At 67.8% G+C, this 18,552-nt stretch carries 16 protein-coding genes and 1 tRNA gene; 8 read left to right on the top strand and 9 right to left on the bottom strand.

Annotation, left to right across the window (positions count from 1 at the left end):
• Positions 1 to 26 precede the first annotated feature (26 nt).
• Positions 27 to 560 carry a hypothetical protein gene (locus tag ACSHV8_RS00365; protein ID WP_436528212.1) on the top strand — a complete coding sequence of 178 codons (534 nt, stop codon included), beginning with the start codon at positions 27 to 29 and terminating at the stop codon, positions 558 to 560.
• Between the two features lie 481 nt (positions 561 to 1,041).
• Here the strand turns inward: ACSHV8_RS00365 and ACSHV8_RS00360 are convergent, their stop codons facing one another.
• The 7 genes from ACSHV8_RS00360 to cmk form a co-directional block, all read right to left on the bottom strand.
• Positions 1,042 to 3,504 (bottom strand): phage/plasmid primase, P4 family, encoded by a 2,463-nt coding sequence (locus ACSHV8_RS00360; protein ID WP_436528210.1) that lies wholly within the window; start codon positions 3,502 to 3,504, stop codon positions 1,042 to 1,044.
• Between the two features lie 180 nt (positions 3,505 to 3,684).
• Positions 3,685 to 4,410 carry a hypothetical protein gene (locus tag ACSHV8_RS00355; protein WP_436528208.1) on the bottom strand — a complete coding sequence of 242 codons (726 nt, stop codon included), beginning with the start codon at positions 4,408 to 4,410 and terminating at the stop codon, positions 3,685 to 3,687.
• 1,632 nt (positions 4,411 to 6,042) lie between these two features.
• Positions 6,043 to 6,264, bottom strand: a complete 222-nt coding sequence (locus ACSHV8_RS00350) for a hypothetical protein (protein ID WP_436528206.1) — start codon at positions 6,262 to 6,264, stop codon at positions 6,043 to 6,045.
• A gap of 82 nt (positions 6,265 to 6,346) precedes the next feature.
• The gene (locus ACSHV8_RS00345) at positions 6,347 to 7,483 is read right to left on the bottom strand and encodes a tyrosine-type recombinase/integrase (protein ID WP_436528204.1); all 1,137 of its coding nucleotides are present in this window, start codon (positions 7,481 to 7,483) and stop codon (positions 6,347 to 6,349) included.
• Between the two features lie 168 nt (positions 7,484 to 7,651).
• Positions 7,652 to 7,728, bottom strand: a tRNA-Pro gene (locus ACSHV8_RS00340).
• A 51-nt stretch (positions 7,729 to 7,779) separates the two neighbouring features.
• Positions 7,780 to 9,222, bottom strand: coding sequence for a ribosome biogenesis GTPase Der (gene der, locus ACSHV8_RS00335; RefSeq protein ID WP_436528202.1), 1,443 nt, complete (start codon positions 9,220 to 9,222; stop codon positions 7,780 to 7,782).
• Positions 9,219 to 9,914, bottom strand: a complete 696-nt coding sequence (cmk, locus tag ACSHV8_RS00330; RefSeq protein ID WP_436528200.1) for a (d)CMP kinase — start codon at positions 9,912 to 9,914, stop codon at positions 9,219 to 9,221. Before cmk ends, der begins: the two co-directional genes overlap by 4 nt.
• Positions 9,915 to 10,214: 300 nt before the next feature.
• Here cmk and ACSHV8_RS00325 point away from each other — a divergent pair, with 300 nt between their 5' ends.
• Positions 10,215 to 11,054, top strand: coding sequence for a hypothetical protein (locus ACSHV8_RS00325; protein WP_436528199.1), 840 nt, complete (start codon positions 10,215 to 10,217; stop codon positions 11,052 to 11,054).
• Here ACSHV8_RS00325 and ACSHV8_RS00320 read toward each other — a convergent pair.
• Complete coding sequence (locus ACSHV8_RS00320) at positions 10,998 to 11,537, bottom strand: GNAT family N-acetyltransferase (protein WP_436528197.1); 540 nt, start codon at positions 11,535 to 11,537, stop codon at positions 10,998 to 11,000. The two genes, ACSHV8_RS00325 and ACSHV8_RS00320, sit on opposite strands and share 57 nt — an antisense overlap.
• Positions 11,538 to 11,701: 164 nt before the next feature.
• Between ACSHV8_RS00320 and ACSHV8_RS00315 the strand changes: the two genes are divergently transcribed.
• From ACSHV8_RS00315 to ACSHV8_RS00305, 3 genes are all read left to right on the top strand, one after another.
• On the top strand, positions 11,702 to 12,001 hold the full coding sequence (locus ACSHV8_RS00315; RefSeq protein ID WP_436528195.1) for a hypothetical protein: 300 nt from the start codon (positions 11,702 to 11,704) through the stop codon (positions 11,999 to 12,001).
• Between the two features lie 99 nt (positions 12,002 to 12,100).
• Complete coding sequence (locus ACSHV8_RS00310) at positions 12,101 to 14,215, top strand: bifunctional polysaccharide deacetylase/glycosyltransferase family 2 protein (RefSeq protein ID WP_436528193.1); 2,115 nt, start codon at positions 12,101 to 12,103, stop codon at positions 14,213 to 14,215.
• A gap of 55 nt (positions 14,216 to 14,270) precedes the next feature.
• Positions 14,271 to 15,164, top strand: coding sequence for a DMT family transporter (locus tag ACSHV8_RS00305; RefSeq protein ID WP_436528191.1), 894 nt, complete (start codon positions 14,271 to 14,273; stop codon positions 15,162 to 15,164).
• A gap of 151 nt (positions 15,165 to 15,315) precedes the next feature.
• On the opposite strand, the gene ACSHV8_RS00300 is transcribed toward ACSHV8_RS00305, so the two are convergent.
• Positions 15,316 to 15,990 (bottom strand): nucleotidyltransferase domain-containing protein, encoded by a 675-nt coding sequence (locus ACSHV8_RS00300; RefSeq protein ID WP_436528189.1) that lies wholly within the window; start codon positions 15,988 to 15,990, stop codon positions 15,316 to 15,318.
• Between the two features lie 231 nt (positions 15,991 to 16,221).
• Here ACSHV8_RS00300 and ACSHV8_RS00295 point away from each other — a divergent pair, with 231 nt between their 5' ends.
• The 3 genes from ACSHV8_RS00295 to ACSHV8_RS00285 all read left to right on the top strand — a co-directional run bounded on the left by ACSHV8_RS00295 (position 16,222) and on the right by ACSHV8_RS00285 (position 18,540).
• Positions 16,222 to 17,016 carry a hypothetical protein gene (locus ACSHV8_RS00295; protein ID WP_436528187.1) on the top strand — a complete coding sequence of 265 codons (795 nt, stop codon included), beginning with the start codon at positions 16,222 to 16,224 and terminating at the stop codon, positions 17,014 to 17,016.
• A gap of 106 nt (positions 17,017 to 17,122) precedes the next feature.
• Positions 17,123 to 17,548, top strand: a complete 426-nt coding sequence (locus ACSHV8_RS00290; protein ID WP_436528186.1) for a ricin-type beta-trefoil lectin domain protein — start codon at positions 17,123 to 17,125, stop codon at positions 17,546 to 17,548.
• A 41-nt stretch (positions 17,549 to 17,589) separates the two neighbouring features.
• Positions 17,590 to 18,540 (top strand): NADP-dependent oxidoreductase, encoded by a 951-nt coding sequence (locus ACSHV8_RS00285; RefSeq protein WP_436528184.1) that lies wholly within the window; start codon positions 17,590 to 17,592, stop codon positions 18,538 to 18,540.
• Positions 18,541 to 18,552: the final 12 nt, after the last annotated feature.

The raw sequence follows: 18,552 nt of genomic DNA, 5'->3' as shown, positions 1-18,552 counted from the left end.
GGCTCGGCCGGAGGCATCATTGGTAGGTGCCAACCGATACGCCTTCATCGCCTGCCGGCCAGCCGCGACGAACGCGACGCGAATCGCTGTTCTATGACCAGGCCGGCATGCGCGACCTGACGGTTGACGATCATCAGTTCGTTGTCCCAGCCAACCAGGGGTGGCAGCAGGCGAGCTTCCGAGTGCAGCTGTTCACCGGCGCCGGGCTGCGGCCGATCGCGGTGATCACGCAAATTGTCCCTACCGAGGGCGCCGGGCCGGTCAACCACGCCGAACGGTACGCCGAGGCCATCTGGCGGCACTTACTGCCAACCGACCCGTTGCCGCCGATCATCATCGGCCACATGCTGACCGCCGATGAGGGCGACGGAGTTCAAGATCTTGGGTGGATGCCGGTGGATTTCCGAGTTGCCGACGCCTCGCAGCACACACTGCAACGTCCAGCGATCTGGGGCGGCCGGATCGACGACGCCGCTCTGCAATACCTCGTCGGTCACCCAGTCGACCCTGGCCGCGGCACCATCAAGGGCACCCGCCCCCGGTGGTGGCACCGGAAGTAACCCGCTTAGCTCACGGACCCCGTGAGACACGAACCTTCGCCGGGATGCCTCCTTGCCCTACGAAGTCCTGGAGTTGCCGCTGCGCGAGGACCGAAGCCGGAACCTCATGAGCCGAGAGTCTCCAGCGCGCGACACCTGATCGCTTTCTCTAATCTCCCGCCTAGGCGGGAGCGCTGCGGAGTCGTCGGGACCAGGCCGGATCTAAGGGGTGGTAGGGCACCGCGGTCGGCGGAAGCAATTGCTCACTGAATGTCACAGCCACCCGCGGCTCGGGTGCCCGCCTCGACGCTTCGCGATCCGGTGGGTGGCGGGTGTGGCAGGACCTCAGCAATTCGCGGCCTCGTGCGCGCGGGTCACCCGCGCGTGGTGGTCACCGCATCCCGAAAGCGGTATTGGCATGCCCAGGCCTCGCGCGCGCTCGCACGCGCACGCGCGAGGCCTGAAAACCCGGAACTCCCGCCACACGTGTCACCCCTCCCGGTCAGGCCCGTTCCAACAGCGGCTGCTGAGGATCTTCGAAATCGGTGAGCACGACCCCCTCGTAAAAGCGGCGTCCCCTCCCACCCCGCACGTCGACCACTCCGAAGCGACGCAACTCCTGAGTGAGCCGCTTGGCGGGGACAGCTCGTTCACCGGCCTGGGCACACCACTGTTCGTAGGTCTCCCGCAAGGCCGCCGTCGACACCCGCAGGTGTGCCGCATCGTGCCCGTAACGGCACATCTCCTCGACGAAGCGGCCCACGGTGTCCTGATCCCGCGCGTACGCCTCGGTCGCGGCCGAAACCGAGGTCGGCTCCTGTAGTCCCTCAGCGTTGTAGGCCGCGGCGCCCGTCACCAGCCATGCCAGCACGGCCGGCGCGTCCTGGGCCAGGATCTCGCCCAGTTGCTTGATCTGCCGTTCGGGCGGCACGATCCGGTTGAACGGCAACACCCTGATCCGGCGCCAGAAGGCCGGCCCGCCTGCCCGCGCTACCGGCAGATGGTTGGCGAGTAGCCACAACGTGTGGCTTGGTGCGAAGGTGAACGGGTTGCGGTGCATGAACCGGGCGTTGATCGAATCTTTGCCGGTCAGCTGTTTCACCCGCGCTTCAGCGAACCGTTGGCCATCGTCGAGTTCGGTGCAGACCACCAGTCGGGCGCCGGCCAGCTGAGCCAGTTCGGCGGGATGCTCGGCGTGCTTGCGCACCATCAGCATCTCGGCCGAGGCCGCCGCCGCATACCCGCTGTCGCCGCGTCCCAGCGCGTGCATGGCCGCTTCCATCAGCGTGGACTTGCCGTTCGCCCCAGGACCTACCGCGAACGGCAGCAACTGTTCGAGAACAACACCGATCGCGGACACCCCGAGCAGTCGCTGAACGTAGGCCGCCAACCCAGCGTCATCGCCGAAGGTGTCCTTCAAGAACCTGTCGAACGCGTCCGAGCGCCGGCCGAAGTCCGGCGCCACGGCCGCGGACCGCGTGTGCAACAGCACCGGATCCGACGGCCGAACCTCACCCGTCCGTAAATCCACCACCCCGCCCGGGGCATTCAGCTCATACGGGCGCGCATCCAACTCTTGCATCCCGACAACGATCGATGGATCGGAGCGAGCCAGCCGGACGACCCCTGACACCCCGCCGGCCGACAGCGCCTTGTTGCGGAACCGCCGCCACACACCACTCGCTGGCAGGTCCCGCGCCAGCGCACGCACGAACTCCCGATGCCTTTCGGCGTCGTCCCAGACCCAGCGGTGACCTTCCCAGACCAGCCAGTTACCCCGTTGCGGGCAATAACGCAGCTCATGACCATGATGGGCAACCAGCGCCCGAGCCAACCCGTCCTCGGTCGGCCCCCACGCCGCTACATGCGCAACCGGCTCCTGAACCACACGAGCCGACGATGCGACGACAGCCAGCTCAGCTGCCCCTGGCCGTCCCGCACCTTTCAGCGCCGATCCGCCGAACCCCGCCTCGCGCAGGGCCCGCGCCGCCGCCGAATGATCACCGCGGTGCTGGAGAACTGCCAGCGCCCCGAACTTGGTCACCGGGCGCTCCGCCTCGAACACCGTCGACGTGCTGAACACGTACAACCGGTCGCGGTCATCGGCCCGCCCCGTCGTCGCCGACACTCCCGCCACTTTGCCGGGCCGACGCCAGTACCGGGTCCGCCCGGCCTGATGAACCAGTGTCCAGCCAGCCGGTTCAAGGATGTCAGCCCAATCAGTCTGGGCCTCCCAGTCATCCCCGGGCGTCATCGCCGACGGGCCCGCCGGCCTCGCCGCGGTTCGCTGGACCAGCAGAACAGGCGGTGGCGGCATCTGGTCCAGCGATCGCACGACCGCCAACAACGACGCCCGTTCCTCAGCCGAAATCACCGGGATCCGGGCAGGAGTCGAGTCGCCCAGCGCCGACCAAGGCCGTAACGTCTCGTGCACCGTGCCGTGCGACGGCGCAACGATCGTGTACCCGCCCTCGCCGCGGGTCTCCGCGAGAGTCTTGATCTTGTCGAGGGCGTTCTCCGCCAGCTCCGCCTCGTTAGCCGGCCTACGCGCGAGTTTCACGTTGCCGCCGACGCTGGCATCTGCCAGCCGGTACAGCAGGTGCACGCCGCCGGACGGCGTGCGTTCGGCGTATCCGTCGACCGCCACTCTGCGCCACAGATCGCTCAGGCCGGCGGCCTCGACCAACTCGACCAGCTGGCGAGCGAGGCCTTCATCGACCGCGCGGCCTTCGAGTTCGAGCATCTCCAAGCTTCCGGAGACCGCGCCGCACAGCACGGCCAACCCCGGCGGTCCGCCAGCGAACCAGCGGCGTACTTCGTCGCGACTTGCTCGTTCATGCTGGTAGCGGCGCCAGGGCACTAGCGGCGCCTTGCTGGCATCAGCGCGGATAGGAATCACCGCGCAGCCCGCGTCATGCCACGCGAGCGCGGCGGCTTGCATATCGATATCAGGTTGCTGGTTCACCCGGTCCCCATCGGATGTTCCCCGTCAGGTAGCCCTGCTGGAGAAGATGGCGCGGTAGCATAGGGAGGTCGCTGACAGCCGAGCTATCGCTCAGGCGCCAGGATCGCCGCCGGTCAGTCGCGGCGGAGGCGCAGCGACCCCCACATGCCCCCTTGTGGCGTTCAGGCCGCTTGGTCGCAGTCAGCGAAGCCCGGTGCGGTCCCGTCGCACCCGAGCCGCAATACGTCGGGTCGACTTGTCCCGAGCAGCCTGCTTGGGCGTAGTGACGGTGTAGGCATCCAGGAGCTTCTGGACCTGGTCCTCGGTGAAACTTCGTTTGCGCGCCAGGAACACGTGCTCGACCAGTCCGCTGCGGCACTGGTTTCCCAGCCACCGCGCGGACACGCGTAGACGCTTCGCTACCTCGGCCACGGCGAGGCCGAGTTGGGCGTTGAGATCATCGTCGTCCTCGAACCCGTCAGCCTGAGCTTGGTAGAGCAACTCGTGATCGATGTCGTCAAAGGCAGCGTCCTGAAAGTCGGCATACAGGTTTCTGACCTGGCCGTCCGCAAGGATCTCGTGATCGATGAGCACCCACTTCGCCCGTTCAACCACAAGGTGCAACGCCAGCGCTTCGGCGACCGATGCCAGCGGGGCCCATTGCTGGGCCGACAGGCGGCCAGTGATCGAGACCGTGGCGACGAGGAACTTATGTGCGAAGCGCGCGCCGTAGTGACGGGCGAACCTTTCGGGTAGGTCGTCCAAGACGAAGAACCCGTCGCCGTCGGCTACCGTGCCGCCATCACCTGCCAGCGTCTTGAGGTCCTGGAACAGTTCGTCGATGACGTATGTAGAGGCGAACATTAGCGCGCCCGCCGCAAGGCGTAACGAATACGTCGAGGTCGAAAGCCCGGAGCAGGGCTGCATGGCGAATCATGAGGGAACGCCAGTCGACTTCCCGCTCACCATTGTCGGGTTCCTGATGTCGACCAGTCCGGCCAGCCGAAATCTTCTCGCCTATAGTCGGATCATAGAAGCTGTTCATCGACGATCTCCTCCTCGTAGTTCGTCTGGGTTACCGGTCTCGGGATCCGCTGCTCGCCTTACTGACGAGTCGCAATGCGGGGATGGACACCACACGATGTTTTTCGAAACAGCACCGACCTTGAAGAGATCATGTTGCTGCGTCTGCGTCAGTCGTGGCGCCGAGGGCTTTGAGCAGGTTCTCGACCGCCACGATGTAGCGGTGACCGACCCTCAGCACCGGAACCGGGAAAGACTTCTCCTTCGCCAACCGGTAGGCCGTCGTACGTCCGATTCCCAAGACCGAAGCCGCTGTCTCGACGTCGGTGACGGTGCCGAGTCCGCGAACCTCCGCTACCGCCCATACTCGTCTGGCCATCTCGCTCCCCCTCGAACCATCGCGATGACGCAGTTCCCGACAGCGCCGGCTCAGGCATCACGTCCCGGATCTGCTTGATCAAGGGCAACACAGAACGGGACCGGTCGATAGTTGTCTGCGGTTGCCGCCGGTTGTCGCTAGTTGTCGCCGCTGAGCGAGCGGTGACAGTGGCATTGGAACGACGTCCGGAATGCGGCGTCGGGCTGGTGGCAATTGGCGACTCATCGATGTACGGTGACGGCCGGTACGGAGCTCGGAATCGAACCTGAGCCACCACCACGATCTACCGGGTACGGAGCGTCGGAACGCGCCCACGCCACCACCCATCATCCTCACGACTGCCCTCCGGCCTACCCCCATGCGGCAAGTAGGCCCAGCGGAAGGCGACCGATGACCATCTACGCGCAACACCCCAGCCGCGGCAAGGTCCAGATCTTGGCCACCCACCCACACCCCGACCGGCCTCGCGGCAACCACCGTCACCAGCGTCAACGACACCGCGACCGCAACACCGATCGTCAACGCCCTCAACCGCGTGTCCGCATGCGCAACATTCCCCTGCACGTCCGCGACGACCGGCAAGACCAGTTCCGCCGCTATCCCGTCACACATCTCGACGCACTCACCAACGCTGAAGCCCGACCCGGGCTACTGACCGGCTCTCACGGCTTCTGGTACGAATACGTCAAGGTCCTGCTGTATCAGGCGCTGACCGATCTCGACCACGCGACCAGTGACGTGCCAGCTCCGGTTCGGACCGCCATCACCGTAGAACCCGCCGCCGAAGCCACCTGCCTGCACGCCAAACCGACCAGATACGACGCTGCCGCCACCAGCGAGCCCCTCCAGCAACGAGTCTGGGACTACGAGCATCCCGCCGTGCTTCACGGCGGCGGTCTACGCCAGCTGACCGACAGCTACCGTGAAATGCTCGACGCCACCGCGCTTCCGCGAGGAGCCGCAGGTTCTGATGCCGAGGCGAAGCTGGGCAGGCGTGAATCCTTCTTCGGCGTCGTCATCCCAGTAGCACCTGTCGCCTCGAGGCCGAGTATCTGTCCATCACCGAGGACCCCGCCGACGATAACCCCGAACGGTACTTCGTCGAGCTGTCAGCACCCCACCCGGACAAAGGCCACAGCAGCCTCTGGACCATCGAACTACAGCAGTGGATCCCGGACAACGACGACTTCGGCGACGAAGGCGGAACGGCCAGCAACAAGAACATCCTCGGCTGCCACCTCGACACTCCCCCCACCGTCGAAGAGATCGTCACCCTGCTCAGCCTCTGCACCGACCAACCCGGCCTGCTGACCGACTGGGCCAAGACACCCATCGGTGACACGCTGGCCGGCACGCCGTACGTCGTCGACGAACGCCACGACGACTAACCACATCCGAACGGCGCTGGGGCGGGCGCGAACGCCCGCCCCAGCAATTGCACACAGACCGACACCAAGCCGGTCAGGCTGCCTGGTCCCAGTCCTGCAACGCCGAGTCCATCAACTCAGCCGCCTTACGCTCGCTCTCCGGCAACACATGCGTGTACACCTCCCGCGTGGTCCGCCCATCCGCGTGACCGAGCCGCTTCTGCATCACATGCTCCGGAACACCCGCATCCGCGCCCGCCGTCGCGGACGTGTGCCGGGCATCGTGCAGCACGATCTGCGGCACCCCCGCCTCCAGGCAGGCCTTCTCCCACATGTCGGTGAAATACCGCGGGTAGTACGGCTCCCCGTCCTCACGCGGGAACACGTAGTCCCGGTCGTGATACAGCAGCCCGGCCTCCGCTTTCTCCGCGTCCTGCCGGACCTTGTGCTCGCGCAGCACCTTCACCATCGCCGGGCCGATCGCGACCGGCCGGCGGCTCTTGCCCTTCGGTGACTTCTCGATCACCTTGTTCCCGCAGATCGTCCGCTGGATGTGCACATACACGATCCCCTGGTCGAGATCGATCTTCGACCAGCGCAGCCCCGCCAGCTCCCCTCGGCGCATACCCGCGACGATCGCGAGCGCCCATGCCGCATACAGCCGGGCATCGCGGTGATGCCGCAGGAACGTCTTCGACTGCTGCGGTGACCACACCCCCTTCCGGCCGTGATCCTCACGTTCGGCCGGCCTCGGCTGTCGCACGTTCTCCAGATTGATCCCCAGGTCCTTGAACGCCTTCTGCAACACCCGGTGCGTGGTGCGCACCGTCGTCGGCGACAACGGCTTCCTGTCCTTGCCGCCCTCCCTCAACAGCGTCTTGTACATGTCCTGCACAACGCGCTTGTCGAGGCTGTAGAGCTGCCGGCCCCCGATGTGCGGGATCACATACATCCGAATGATGTTCTTGTAGCTGTCCAGCGTGGTCTCTTCGATATCGAGTTCACGCTCCGACAACCAGCCGCCCAGCTCCGCCGCGACGCTGCCGTCGGCGGCGATACTCGCGGCCCCGTACGCCTTACGCGCTTCAGTTTCCGCTTTCTCCGCGGCGCCCTTGGTCGGGAATCCGCGGCGCTTGTGCTGGCGTCGTTTTCCGTCGTCCCCCATGGGGAGGTCGATGACGAAGTACCAGTTGGTCTTGCCGTTGGAGAGTTCGTACGAGCCGATGGTCATCAGGTCCCCCCGTGGTCACATGTTCGAGCAGGTGAGATCCACGGTAGCCACTGCCGTGACCACGTCCGTGACCACAAGATCCACTAGAGCGATCTTGGGCGAGCGATGTTCGTCCATAGAAAAAGCCGCTGACCAGGACTTTCGTCCTCGTCAGCGGCTTCAAAACACTGGTCGGGCTGACAGGATTTGAACCTGCGACCCCTTGACCCCCAGTCAAGTGCGCTACCAAGCTGCGCTACAGCCCGATCCCGCCCCGAGCCTCAACCCGGCGCGACATCTCCTAAAGCTTACCAACCTCACCCATGGGCTTTTCCGCGGCCCCCCGGGCCGGTCTTCTTGCGGGGTTTGACGGACACCTCGATGGGGGTGCCTTCGAAGCCGAACTCCTCGCGGAGTTTGCGTTCGATGAAGCGCAGGTACCCGGCGTCGAACGGGCCGGTGGTGAACAGGACGAAGCGGGGCGGGGCGACGCCGGCCTGGGTGGCGAACAGGGCGCGGGGGGCGCGCCCACCCCGTACGGGATGGGGGGTTGCCTGGGTCAGGGCGGTCAACCACTGGTTCAGGGCACCGGTGGGGATCCGCTGTTCCCACGAGGTGAGGGCGCGGCGGATGGCCGGGGCGAGTTTGTCGACGGCGCGGCCGGTTTTGGCGGAGATGTTGACGCGGACGGCCCAGGTAACCCGTTTGAGGTCGCGGTCGATCTCCTTGTCCAGGTAGAACCGGCGGTCTTCGTCGACCAGGTCCCACTTGTTGAAGGCGATGACCAGGGCGCGACCGGATTCGATCACCTGGGAGATGACGCGCTGGTCCTGTTCGCTGATGACTTCGCCGGAGTCGAGCAGGACGACGCCGACTTCGGCGGCTTCGACGGCGCCGGCGGTGCGCAGGGAGGCGTAGTACTCCGTGCCGGAGGCCTGGTGGACTCGTTTGCGCAGGCCGGCGGTGTCGACGAGCTGCCAGATCTCGCCGTCCATCTCGACCAGGCTGTCGACCGGGTCGACGGTGGTGCCGGCGACCGAGTCGACGACGGCGCGTTCTTCTTTGGCGATCCGGTTGAGCAGGCTGGATTTGCCGACGTTGGGGCGGCCGACCAGGGCGATGCGGCGGGGGCCGCGCGGGGCGCCCTCGATGATCGGCGGGGTGGGCGGGAGCGCGGCGAGGATGTCGTCGAGCAGGTCGCCGGAGCCGCGGCCGTGCAGGGCGGAGATCGGGTGCGGTTCGCCGAGGCCGAGTGACCAGAGTGACACCGCCTCGAGTTCGAGGTTCTGGTTGTCGGCCTTGTTGGCGACCAGGATGACCGGTTTGTGGCTGCGGCGCAGCATGCGGACCGCGGCCTCGTCGACGTCGGTGGGGCCGACGGTGACGTCGACCACGAAGATCACCACGTCGGCGGTCTGTACGGCGATCTCGGCCTGGGCGGCGATGGCGGCGGCCCGGTCCTTGGCGTCGGGTTCCCAGCCGCCGGTGTCGACGACGGTGAATCGCCGGCCGGTCCACTGCGCGTCGTAGGGGACGCGGTCGCGGGTGACCCCGGGCACGTCCTCGACGACGGCCTGGCGGCGGCCGATGATGCGGTTGACCAGCGTCGATTTGCCGACGTTGGGGCGGCCGACGACGGCGACGACCGGGACGGGCCCGGAGAAGTTCTCGTCGTCGGTGGTTGCCGAGGGATCGGACGACGCGAAATCGAGACCGCCCTCGAAATCGTTGATGTCGAGCCCGGCGGGAAATTCAGTCACTTACTTACCTTGCTGTTCAGCAGAGCGAAAATGTGCTGCACGACCTGGTCGATGCCCATTCCGGTGGTGTCCACCTCGATGGCGTCGGAGGCCTGGCGCAGCGGGTCGGTGGCGCGGCTGGAGTCCAGCTTGTCGCGGCGCGCCAGGTCCGCCTCCGTGTCGTTGACGTCGGTGGCGTCCTCGGCGCTGCGCCGTTCGGCGCGGGCGGCCGCGGACGCGGTCAGGTAGACCTTGAGGTCGGCGTCCGGCGCGACGACCGAGGCGATGTCGCGGCCTTCGACGATGATCCGCGGCTGGGCCGCGATGACCGCCTGCTGCAGCGCGACGAGATGTTTCCGCACGGCCGGCACCGCGGCGACGGCGGAGACGGCGGCGGTGACCTCGGGACCGCGGATCGGGGCGTCGACGTTCGTCCCGTTCACGGCGACGTGCGGCGCGGCCGGGTCGGTGCCGATCGACAGTTCGGTCTCCAGCGCGATCTTGGTGATCGCGTCCGGGTCGTCCAGGTCCGCCCCGGCTTGCAGGACGGCCCAGGTCACCGCGCGGTACATGGCGCCGGTGTCCAGGTAGACGCCGTCGACCGTGGTGGCCAGACGCCGGGAGACGGTGGATTTGCCCGAGCCGGACGGGCCGTCGACCGCGACGACGCACCGCTTCGGCCGTACCTCTAGCGCCACCGTTCCTCCTGACATCCCACGGCAACAACCCTCCCATTGTGCCCGCAGCCGCGGCCCCCGACGAACCTGGGGCTCGGGCCACCGGCGCCTGCGGCGCCATAACGGCGATTCGCTCACGGCACGCTCGGGACCAGGTCATTTGGGAGGTACGACCGGTCGGCGCCCCATTCCAGGCGGCGCACCACGCGCTCGCCGAGCGGGTCCAAATCCAGCCTACCCGACCCCGCGGCCCCGCGCCGATCGGGTGAACACACCCCTTGACCTGCGCATACTTGCGCCTAGGCTGGCATTCACATCGATCCGTCAGGAGTGTTGATGCACGCGGGTAGGGCCCGACCACGATCCTCGCCGGAACTGCGCCGCTGGCCGGGGTTTCCGCCGCCGGACGCGATCCTGGAGGGTCTGGCCGTCAATCCCGCCCTCCCCGAGGACCTGCTGGTGCGGCTGATCACGCGGCACGGCGGGGCGGCCGTCGCCGGGCTGGCCGAGCGCGCGTCGTTGCCGCAGGTGGCGGTGGCGGCCATGGCCGGGCATCCCGAGCCGTGGGTGCGGGCGGCGCTCGGCGCGAACGAGGCGGTCGACGCACGGGTGCGCCGGCGGCTGCTCGACGACCCCGACCCGTTCGTGCGGCAGCAGATGGCGAACGCCCGTGAGGCGACCCGGCCGGAGCCGACCGCGGCCGAGCCGGCCCGGAGGCACACCCTCACCGATCTCAACGGCAGCCGTGGTCATCTGCGGGCCGCGATCCTGCGCGGGCCGCTCGCCGACGAGCCGGTGGCGTGGGTGCTGGCCGAGGGTGACGAATACGACCTGACCGATCTGGCCCACAACCCGCATCTGCCGCCGGACGTGGTCGAGGCCCTGGTCACCCACCGCGATCCGGCCGCGCGGCGGCACGCCGCCCGCCGCGCCGATCTGACCCCCGAGCAGACGGTACGGCTCAGCGCGGATGTGGATGTCGAGGTGCGCTGGGCCACCGCACGATCACCCCATATTCCCGTACGGGAAATAATTGCTCTTCTGGATGATCCGGAACTGTGTGGCTCGGCGGCCGCCAATCCGGCTCTTCCTGTTGCCGAAATGGCGCGGCGGATAGGATTACCAGAGGTCGCCGTCGCGCCAGTCGCAGACGACTGGGGCGAATTCGTCGAGTGACGCGCCGCCGAGAATGCGGCGAAAAAGGGTGCTGTCGTCCTCGTCCGGGGTGCGCACGACGCCGGACGGCGTGAACGCCGCGGTGCCGCCGGGCCAGGTGTGCCAGCCGCGGCCCTGGTAGAGGCCGAGGGCGGCGCGCGACGCGGAGAGGGCGCCGAGGGCGTAGCCGTGATCGATCAGCCGTTCGGCCTCGGTCATCACGGCGGCACCGAATCCGCGGCCGCGATGCGCGCGATGCACGGCGACCGCTTCGACATAACCGCAGCGCAGTGACGTGTCTCGATGCATGAATTGCCGCTGGATCACCGACCCGTGGGCGATCAGGGTGCCGTCGACGCTGATCATGATGTGCTGGCCGCCGAGCGCGTGATCCCAGTCGTGGTCGTCGAAACCGCCGTCGAAGGCGTCGTCCAGCATGGCGCGAATCCGGGTGCGGTCACTCGCGGTCAGGTCGGCGGTGTGCACCGTACGGAGAACGGTCATGCCGCATGATCGCAGAATTCCGGCGGGAATTCGGTAATCGCCACGGATACGCACTGTCACGTTTTTGCACAGAACGCGCTGGGGGTCGGCACAGTCCGCGCCCAGATTGAATTCCTAGGTTGCTGCCGGGAAGAAATCCGCTCTGTTCGGGAAGGACCAGTGCGATGATCTACGCGTCGACCAGGCTCAACGAATCCGGCGGAACCAAGGTGTTCGTCGATTCCAGCGGGCGCCGGAAGCGGATTCTCGCGTTGTTCGGCGGGGCCGCCGCCCTGGGTGCGCTGACCTACATCGGCGTCGTGATCGCCAGTGTCGTGCAGGCGCCGAGCGCCGAGCTGACGACGAGAGCGACGGTGTCGAGCACGGCTTCCGCGACCGCTTCCGCTGTCGCGCGCCGTAGCCCGAAAACGTCGCGGGCGGCCACCGCGCCGCCCGGATTCGCCGATACCGGCCCGGTGGGCTGAGAGACAGATCGGGCAGCGTCGAATCGGATCCATCGCCGGATGGTGACACCGATTCCTTTGATCGCCCTATGGAAATGCCTGCACACAGAAAGGGAGAACGTGCCGAAGGAACCGCGAAGAATCCGGGTGCCGAAACCCCGCTGGATCGTCTTCGCCGTGCTGATCAGTCTGTTCGCCAGCATCCTGATGGTGAACGGACTGGTGCAGGGCGAATTCACCCAGGACGGGGCGACCGCCTCCACGTCGCAGACCGATCAGGTCCCGGGTGAGGCGCTGAACGGCGGCCCGATCATCCAGACCGACGGCACCACGACCACGACGGTTTCCGTCCCGGACAAGCAGATCGTGCTGACCTTCGACGACGGCCCGAACCCCGAGTACACGCCGGAAATTCTGAAGGTCCTGCAGAAGTACGACGTACCGGGCACCTTCTTCATGATCGGCTCGCAGATCGCCGAGTACCCGGACGTGGTGAAGCAGGTCGCCGAGTCCGGCAACGAGATCGGCATCCACACGTTCACCCATCCCGAATTGTCCAGTAAGGGGGAGTGGCGCCGTACCGTCGAAATGGAGGAGACCCAGCTCGCGCTGGCCGGCGCCGCGGGCGTGACCAGCGTGATCTTCCGCCCGCCGTACTCGTCGACCGTCGCCGCCCTGGACAACGACAACTGGGCCGTCATGCAGGACATGGGCGAACGCGGCTACCTGACCGTGGTCAACAACTTGGACAGCCGCGACTGGGAGGCCGACGTCACGGTCGACGACATCGTCGACGCGGTCACCCCCGACGACGGGTCCGGCGCGATCCTGCTCTTCCACGACGGCGGCGGCGACCGCTCGCTGACCGTCGAAGCCCTGGAGAAGGTGATCCCGGCACTGAAGGCGGCCGGATACACGTTCACCACCGTCGCCGCCGCCTCCGGCATGGAAACGGTCAACCCGGTCGCCACCACGAACGAGAAGGTGCTCGGCACCGGCATCGTCGGCGCCGTGCAGATCGCCAAGAACGTGTCGACCTGGTTCACCGTCCTGCTGCTGGTCTTCGGTGTGCTGACGATCGCCCGGCTGCTGATCATGCTGGTCCTCGGGCGGCGCCACGCCCGCCGCGCCAGGAACGGGCACGTGTGGGGTCCGGCCTATACAGAACCGGTCACGGTGATCGTGCCGGCCTACAACGAGAAGGAGTGCATAGCCGACACCGTCCGGTCGCTGGCCGCGAGCACCCACCCGATCCGGATCATCGTGGTCGACGACGGGTCGACCGACGGGACCGCGGAGATCGCCGAATCGCTCGGCTACCGCAACGTGACGGTGATCTGGCAGCCCAACAGTGGCAAACCGGCCGCGCTCAACACCGGCATCGCGGCCGCCGACACCGAGGTCGTCGTCATGATGGACGGCGACACCGTATTCGAACCCGACACCGTCCGCCACCTGGTGCAACCCTTCGCCGACCCGCGGATCGGAGCGGTCGCCGGCAACGCGAAGATCGCCAACCGGACCGGGATGATCGCGCTCTGGCAGCACATCGAATACGTCGTCGGCTTCAGCATCGACCGCCGTGCGCACGACGTGATGGGCTGCATGGCCACCGTGCCCGGCGCGATCGGCGCGTTCCGGACCGACGCGTTACGGCAGGTCAACGGGCTCAGCGACGACACCCTGGCCGAGGACACCGACCTCACGATCGCCATCGTGCGGGCCGGGTGGCGGGTCGTCTACGAGGAGCAGGCTCGCGCCTGGACCGAGGCGCCGCGGACCGTGTCCCAGCTGTGGCGGCAGCGGTACCGCTGGAGCTACGGAACGATGCAGGCGATGTGGAAGCACCGGCGCGCCCTCGTCGAGAAGGGCAGCTTCGGGCGGCGCGGACTGCTCAACCTGGCGCTGTTCCAGACCCTCATGCCGTTGCTGTCCCCACTCATCGACGTGTTCCTGATCTACGGACTCCTGTTCCTGAACCCGGTCGAGACAGTCGTCGCCTGGCTGGCCATGCTGGCAACCCAGATTTTCAGTACGGTCTACGCGTTCCACCTCGACAAGGAATCGTTGCGCCCGATCTGGCGGGTGCCGATCCAGCAGTTCGTGTACCGCCAGCTGATGTACCTGGTGCTGATCCAGTCGACACTGGCCGCCATCGGCGGGATCCGGTTGGGCTGGCAGAAGTTGCAGCGCGCCGGCGGGCTCAGCGCGCTGCTCGGCTCGAAGGTGTCGTGAGGCGCTACCGGACGTTGCGGCGGCGGCCGAACTGTCGCCGCTCTACGGTGTGCGCATGTCCGTCAGCGCCGTTCCCACCGATCGTGTCCGCCCACCCCTCACCGTCCTCGCCGCCGTCGCGATCACCGTCGTCGCCTGGGCCTCGGCCTTCGTCGCGATCCGCGCCGTGCACGCGCACTTCTCGGCCGGATCGCTCGCCCTCGGCCGGCTGGCCGCGGGCGCGATCGCCCTGAGCATCGCCCTGGCCGCCACCCGTACCTGGGTCCGGCCGACCGGCCGCGAGTGGGCCCAGGTGATCGGCGTCGGCGTCGTCTGGTTCGGGCTGTACAACGTCACCCTCAACGCCGCCGAGCAGCGCCTGGACGCCGGAACCTCGGCGATGCTGGTCAACGTCGGACCGATTCTGATCGCGATCCTGGCCGGCCTCTTCCTCGGTGAGGGGTTCCCGCGGAGTCTGCTGATCGGCGCCGGGGTCGCCTTCGGTGGTGTGCTGCTGATCGGGTTCGCCGGGCGGGGCGGGGAGTCCGCCGATCCGCTCGGTGTGGCGCTGTGCCTGATCTCGGCGGCGGCGTGGGCGGTCGGCGTCACCCTCCAGAAGCCGGCCCTGCGCCGGCTGCCGGCTCTGCAGGTCACGCAGATGGCGTGCGTGGTCGGCATGATCGTCACGTTGCCGTTCGCGGGCAGCCTCGTCCACGATCTGCGGTCGGCTCCGGCGGGATCGGTCGCCGGCGTGGTGTACCTCGGGTTGGTGCCGACCGCGCTCGCGTTCGGGACGTGGGCCTACGCGCTGGCCAACATGAACGCGGGACGGTTGGGGGTCACCACCTATCTGGTGCCGCCGTTGACGATTCTGCTCGCCTGGCCGGTTCTGTCCGAGACGCCTCACCTCCTCGCGCTGGCCGGGGGCGCCGTGGCGTTGGTGGGGGTGGCGCTGGCCCGGCGTCGATGATTCCACGTCCGGGAGGGCGGTTTCGGGTTATCCACACTGGCGGGTTGTCCACAGGCCGCCGGCATGATCTTGAGAAATCGCGCGATGATGACGGTGGGTAAGGCACCCCCCTTTGTGGTGGTGGGGTCTGCGCGGCGGTGGTTCGGAAGAATCACGCACGGTAACCTTCGAACAGCGGCCCACCCGCGCCCTCCAACACCTCCACCACCAGCCCGGCCGGATCCTCCCGCGCCGCCAGCCACCGTTCAGCAAAATCCGGATCGTATTCCCGCAGCTCACGCAGTAGCCACTTCCCACCGCTGACCCACCGCCCACCAAGCGACAGCACCGCCTCGGCCACCCCGGTCCACAACCCGGCCGCGATCACCACCCGTTCCCCCGGATCCGTAGCGTGACGAAAATCGTCGAGCCCGTCCGTCAACCCGTACCGAAGCCAGTCTTTCTGTTCATCGGTCAGCGCCCCTGGCCCGTCGGCGAGGATCCGCGCGCACCACATCGGTAGATCCCCGGGGTCGCCCGTGAGCACGACTCCTTGGGCGAGCATCCGGTGTGTGCTGGGCTTGCGCTGCGCCCGCTCGCTCTCCAGAAATCCGGTCAGCCGGGCCCGGGTGTGGACGAAGAATTCGACCGGCCAGCCCCGATGGCGCAGGCTTTCGCGATGGCCTGGGTCGGTCTCGTCGAGCACCACGATGTCCAGGTCGGATCCGGCGGTCCGATGTGCGGTGACGACGCTGCCGGTGAGCATGGCCCACTCGGCGTCTGGGAAGCGTTCGAGGACGAGTTCGCGGGCGACTTCTACCGGATCCATCGACCGATCATCGCGCACTGACCGATTCTGACGGTCCGGGGAGCGGCCGGAGCGACTGACACCACCCGATCGCTGGACGCGGGCAATTTTTTTCAACCTTTTTCCAGTACGCCGTTGACCTGCGCTTTTACCCCACGATCGGCGCTCCCGGGGTGGGCTCGGAGCGGAGGGGCGTTGAACCGGCCGCACCGCGGGCCCCGTATGGCCCCCCAACCGGTGAACATCGACGTCCAACGACGAGGAGTGATCATGAGGTCGCGCACGTACCGACGTAACCTGGGTAACCGGCGGAAGACGATCGGCGCGGTGGTGGTCGCGGGGGTGCTGGTGGTGTCCGGCGTGGCCGGGGTGCAGCTCGCGAACGCGAGCACGACACCCAAGGCCGGCGGGTTGTTGAGTGTGGACGGTCAGCAGTTCGACGTGTCCCAGTGCCAGCAGTTGCAGGTCAACGCCGGCAGTGTGGTCTGTGACGGCGAGGAGTTGCAGCCGGTCAAGGCGCAGGACGCGGGCGCCACGGCGGTGGCTTCGGCGCAGGCTCTGGAAGCGGCGTGTGACCAGTTCGCGGCCGATGCCGCGGCGGCGGCCGGGGAGCAGGCGGGCGCGGCCGCGGAGCAGAGCGCGGCCGAGAACAAGGCCGACAACAAGAAGCTGACCAAGAAGTACCTCAAGGCGTTGAAGGGCGCGAAGGCCGCCGAGCAGCAGGGCGCCGCGGACGATCAGGGTGCCGCCGGTGACCAGGGCGCGGCCGGCGATCAGGCTGCGGGCGATCAGGGTGCGGCCGACGGTCAGAACGCCGGTGACCAGGGCGCGGCGGCCAACGACGCGGCGGCGACCGCGGTGACCTCGGCTCAGGCGAGCCTGCTGCAGGCGTGTCTGGCGCTGGCCGACGCCAAGGCCGTGGTGGCTGCCGGGGCCGGCGCCGGTGCCGCTGACCAGGGCGCGGCCGACGACCAGAACGCCGGCGGGGACGCGGCCGGTCAGGACGAGCAGGGTGCGGCCGACGACGCCGGGGCGGCGAGTTCGGCTCCGGCCGCCAAGAAGTGAGCGGCTGACGCCGTACGGGAAATGGGGTGGGCCTTTGTGCCTGCCCCTTCTTCCCTTTCCGCGTTTTCCTGCGGGGTGCGGCGTGGAATTCGTAGAGTGAAGACCTATGCGCCGCATCATCCGGTTCCTGACCGCTCTGACTACGGGAATGGCGGCTTCCGCGCCCGTTCCGGCTCCGCCGCCGCTGCATCAGGGCTGGATCTTCACGAAGGCCGACGACAGCCGTTGCCTGACCGGCGGGGCGATCGGAACCGTTCTGAGTGTCCGCCCGTGCGATGACGGGACGCCGGGGCAGGAATGGTTTCAGGCCAGTTCCGGTAAGTTCTACAACGGCGATAACTGCATCAAGGCGGAGCGTACGGTCGTGAAGGTCGCCGAATGCAACGGCGCCGATCCGACGCAGCAATGGTGGTTCGTCGAGGCGATTCGCAACGGTCAGTACGGTCCGTGCCTGACCGAGGAGCGCTCCGGGCGGGTCCGGCTGCGCACCTGCACCTGGCGGATCGAGCAGAAATGGGTGTCCAGCTCTTAATCGGTTGACCGTCCGATTCGGTCGTCCCTAGCCTCGCCGCCATGCGCGCAGTGGTAGCAACCGGCTATGGCCCACCCGAGCAGTTCACCCTCGCCGAGGTCCCGATTCCGGAGCCCGGCCCCGGGCAGTTGCAGATCAGAGTGTCGGCGGCCGCACTCAATCCGGCCGATCTCGCGCTGCCGCGCGGGGACCTTCGCACCATGATCGATCTGCCTTTCCCACACGTTCTCGGCAACGATTTCGCCGGTACGGTCACGGCGCTCGGCGACGGTGTGTCCGGGTTCGCGGCCGGGGACGAGGTGTTCGGTCACGCGGTGCCGCGGGTGATGCGCGCGATGGCCGGTTCTGATCGGCCCTCGCTGGGCACCGGAACCCTGGCCGAGTACGTGGTGGTCGAGGCCGACACCCCGTTCGTCGCCCACCGCCCGGCCACCCTGACTCCCGAGGAGGCCGCGGCGCTGGGCACCAGCGGCCTAACCGCGCGGGCCGTGGCGATCTCCGCGGCCGTCTCCCCCGGCGAGACCGTCCTGGTCGTCGGCGCCTCCGGCGGCATGGGGACTGTTCTGATCCCGCTGCTCAGCGCGGCGAAGGCGACGGTCGTGGCCACCGGCCGGCCGGAGGACGCATCGGTGTTGCTGGGGTTGGGTGCCTCCGAGGTCGTCGAGTACGGCGCCTATCCGGGCGGGGTCGACGTGGCGGTCAACTTCGCGGTGCCCGGCCCGGCGCTGACGCCGATCGCGGCCGCGCTGCGCCCCGGCGGCCGTCTCTACACGGTGACGTTCCCGCCGCCGCGACCGGAATGGATCGGCCGCGACGACGTCTCCTACCGGTTGGTCCTGGACACGAACGCCACGCTGGGCACGATGCGCGACGTCGCCGCCGACGGCCTGCGGCCCTGTATTTCGGAGCGCTATCCGCTTTCCGAGGGCGTCCGGGCCTACCTCGATCTGGCCACCCGGCACACCCTCGGAAAGCGCGTGATAACCGTCTGAGCCCGGCGGTTC

The organism is Actinoplanes sp. HUAS TT8, assembly GCF_051380535.1.
Taxonomy (GTDB): domain Bacteria; phylum Actinomycetota; class Actinomycetes; order Mycobacteriales; family Micromonosporaceae; genus Actinoplanes.
The sequence above is the reverse complement of the archived record's forward strand: the minus strand, read 5'-3'. Positions and strand labels throughout refer to the sequence as shown.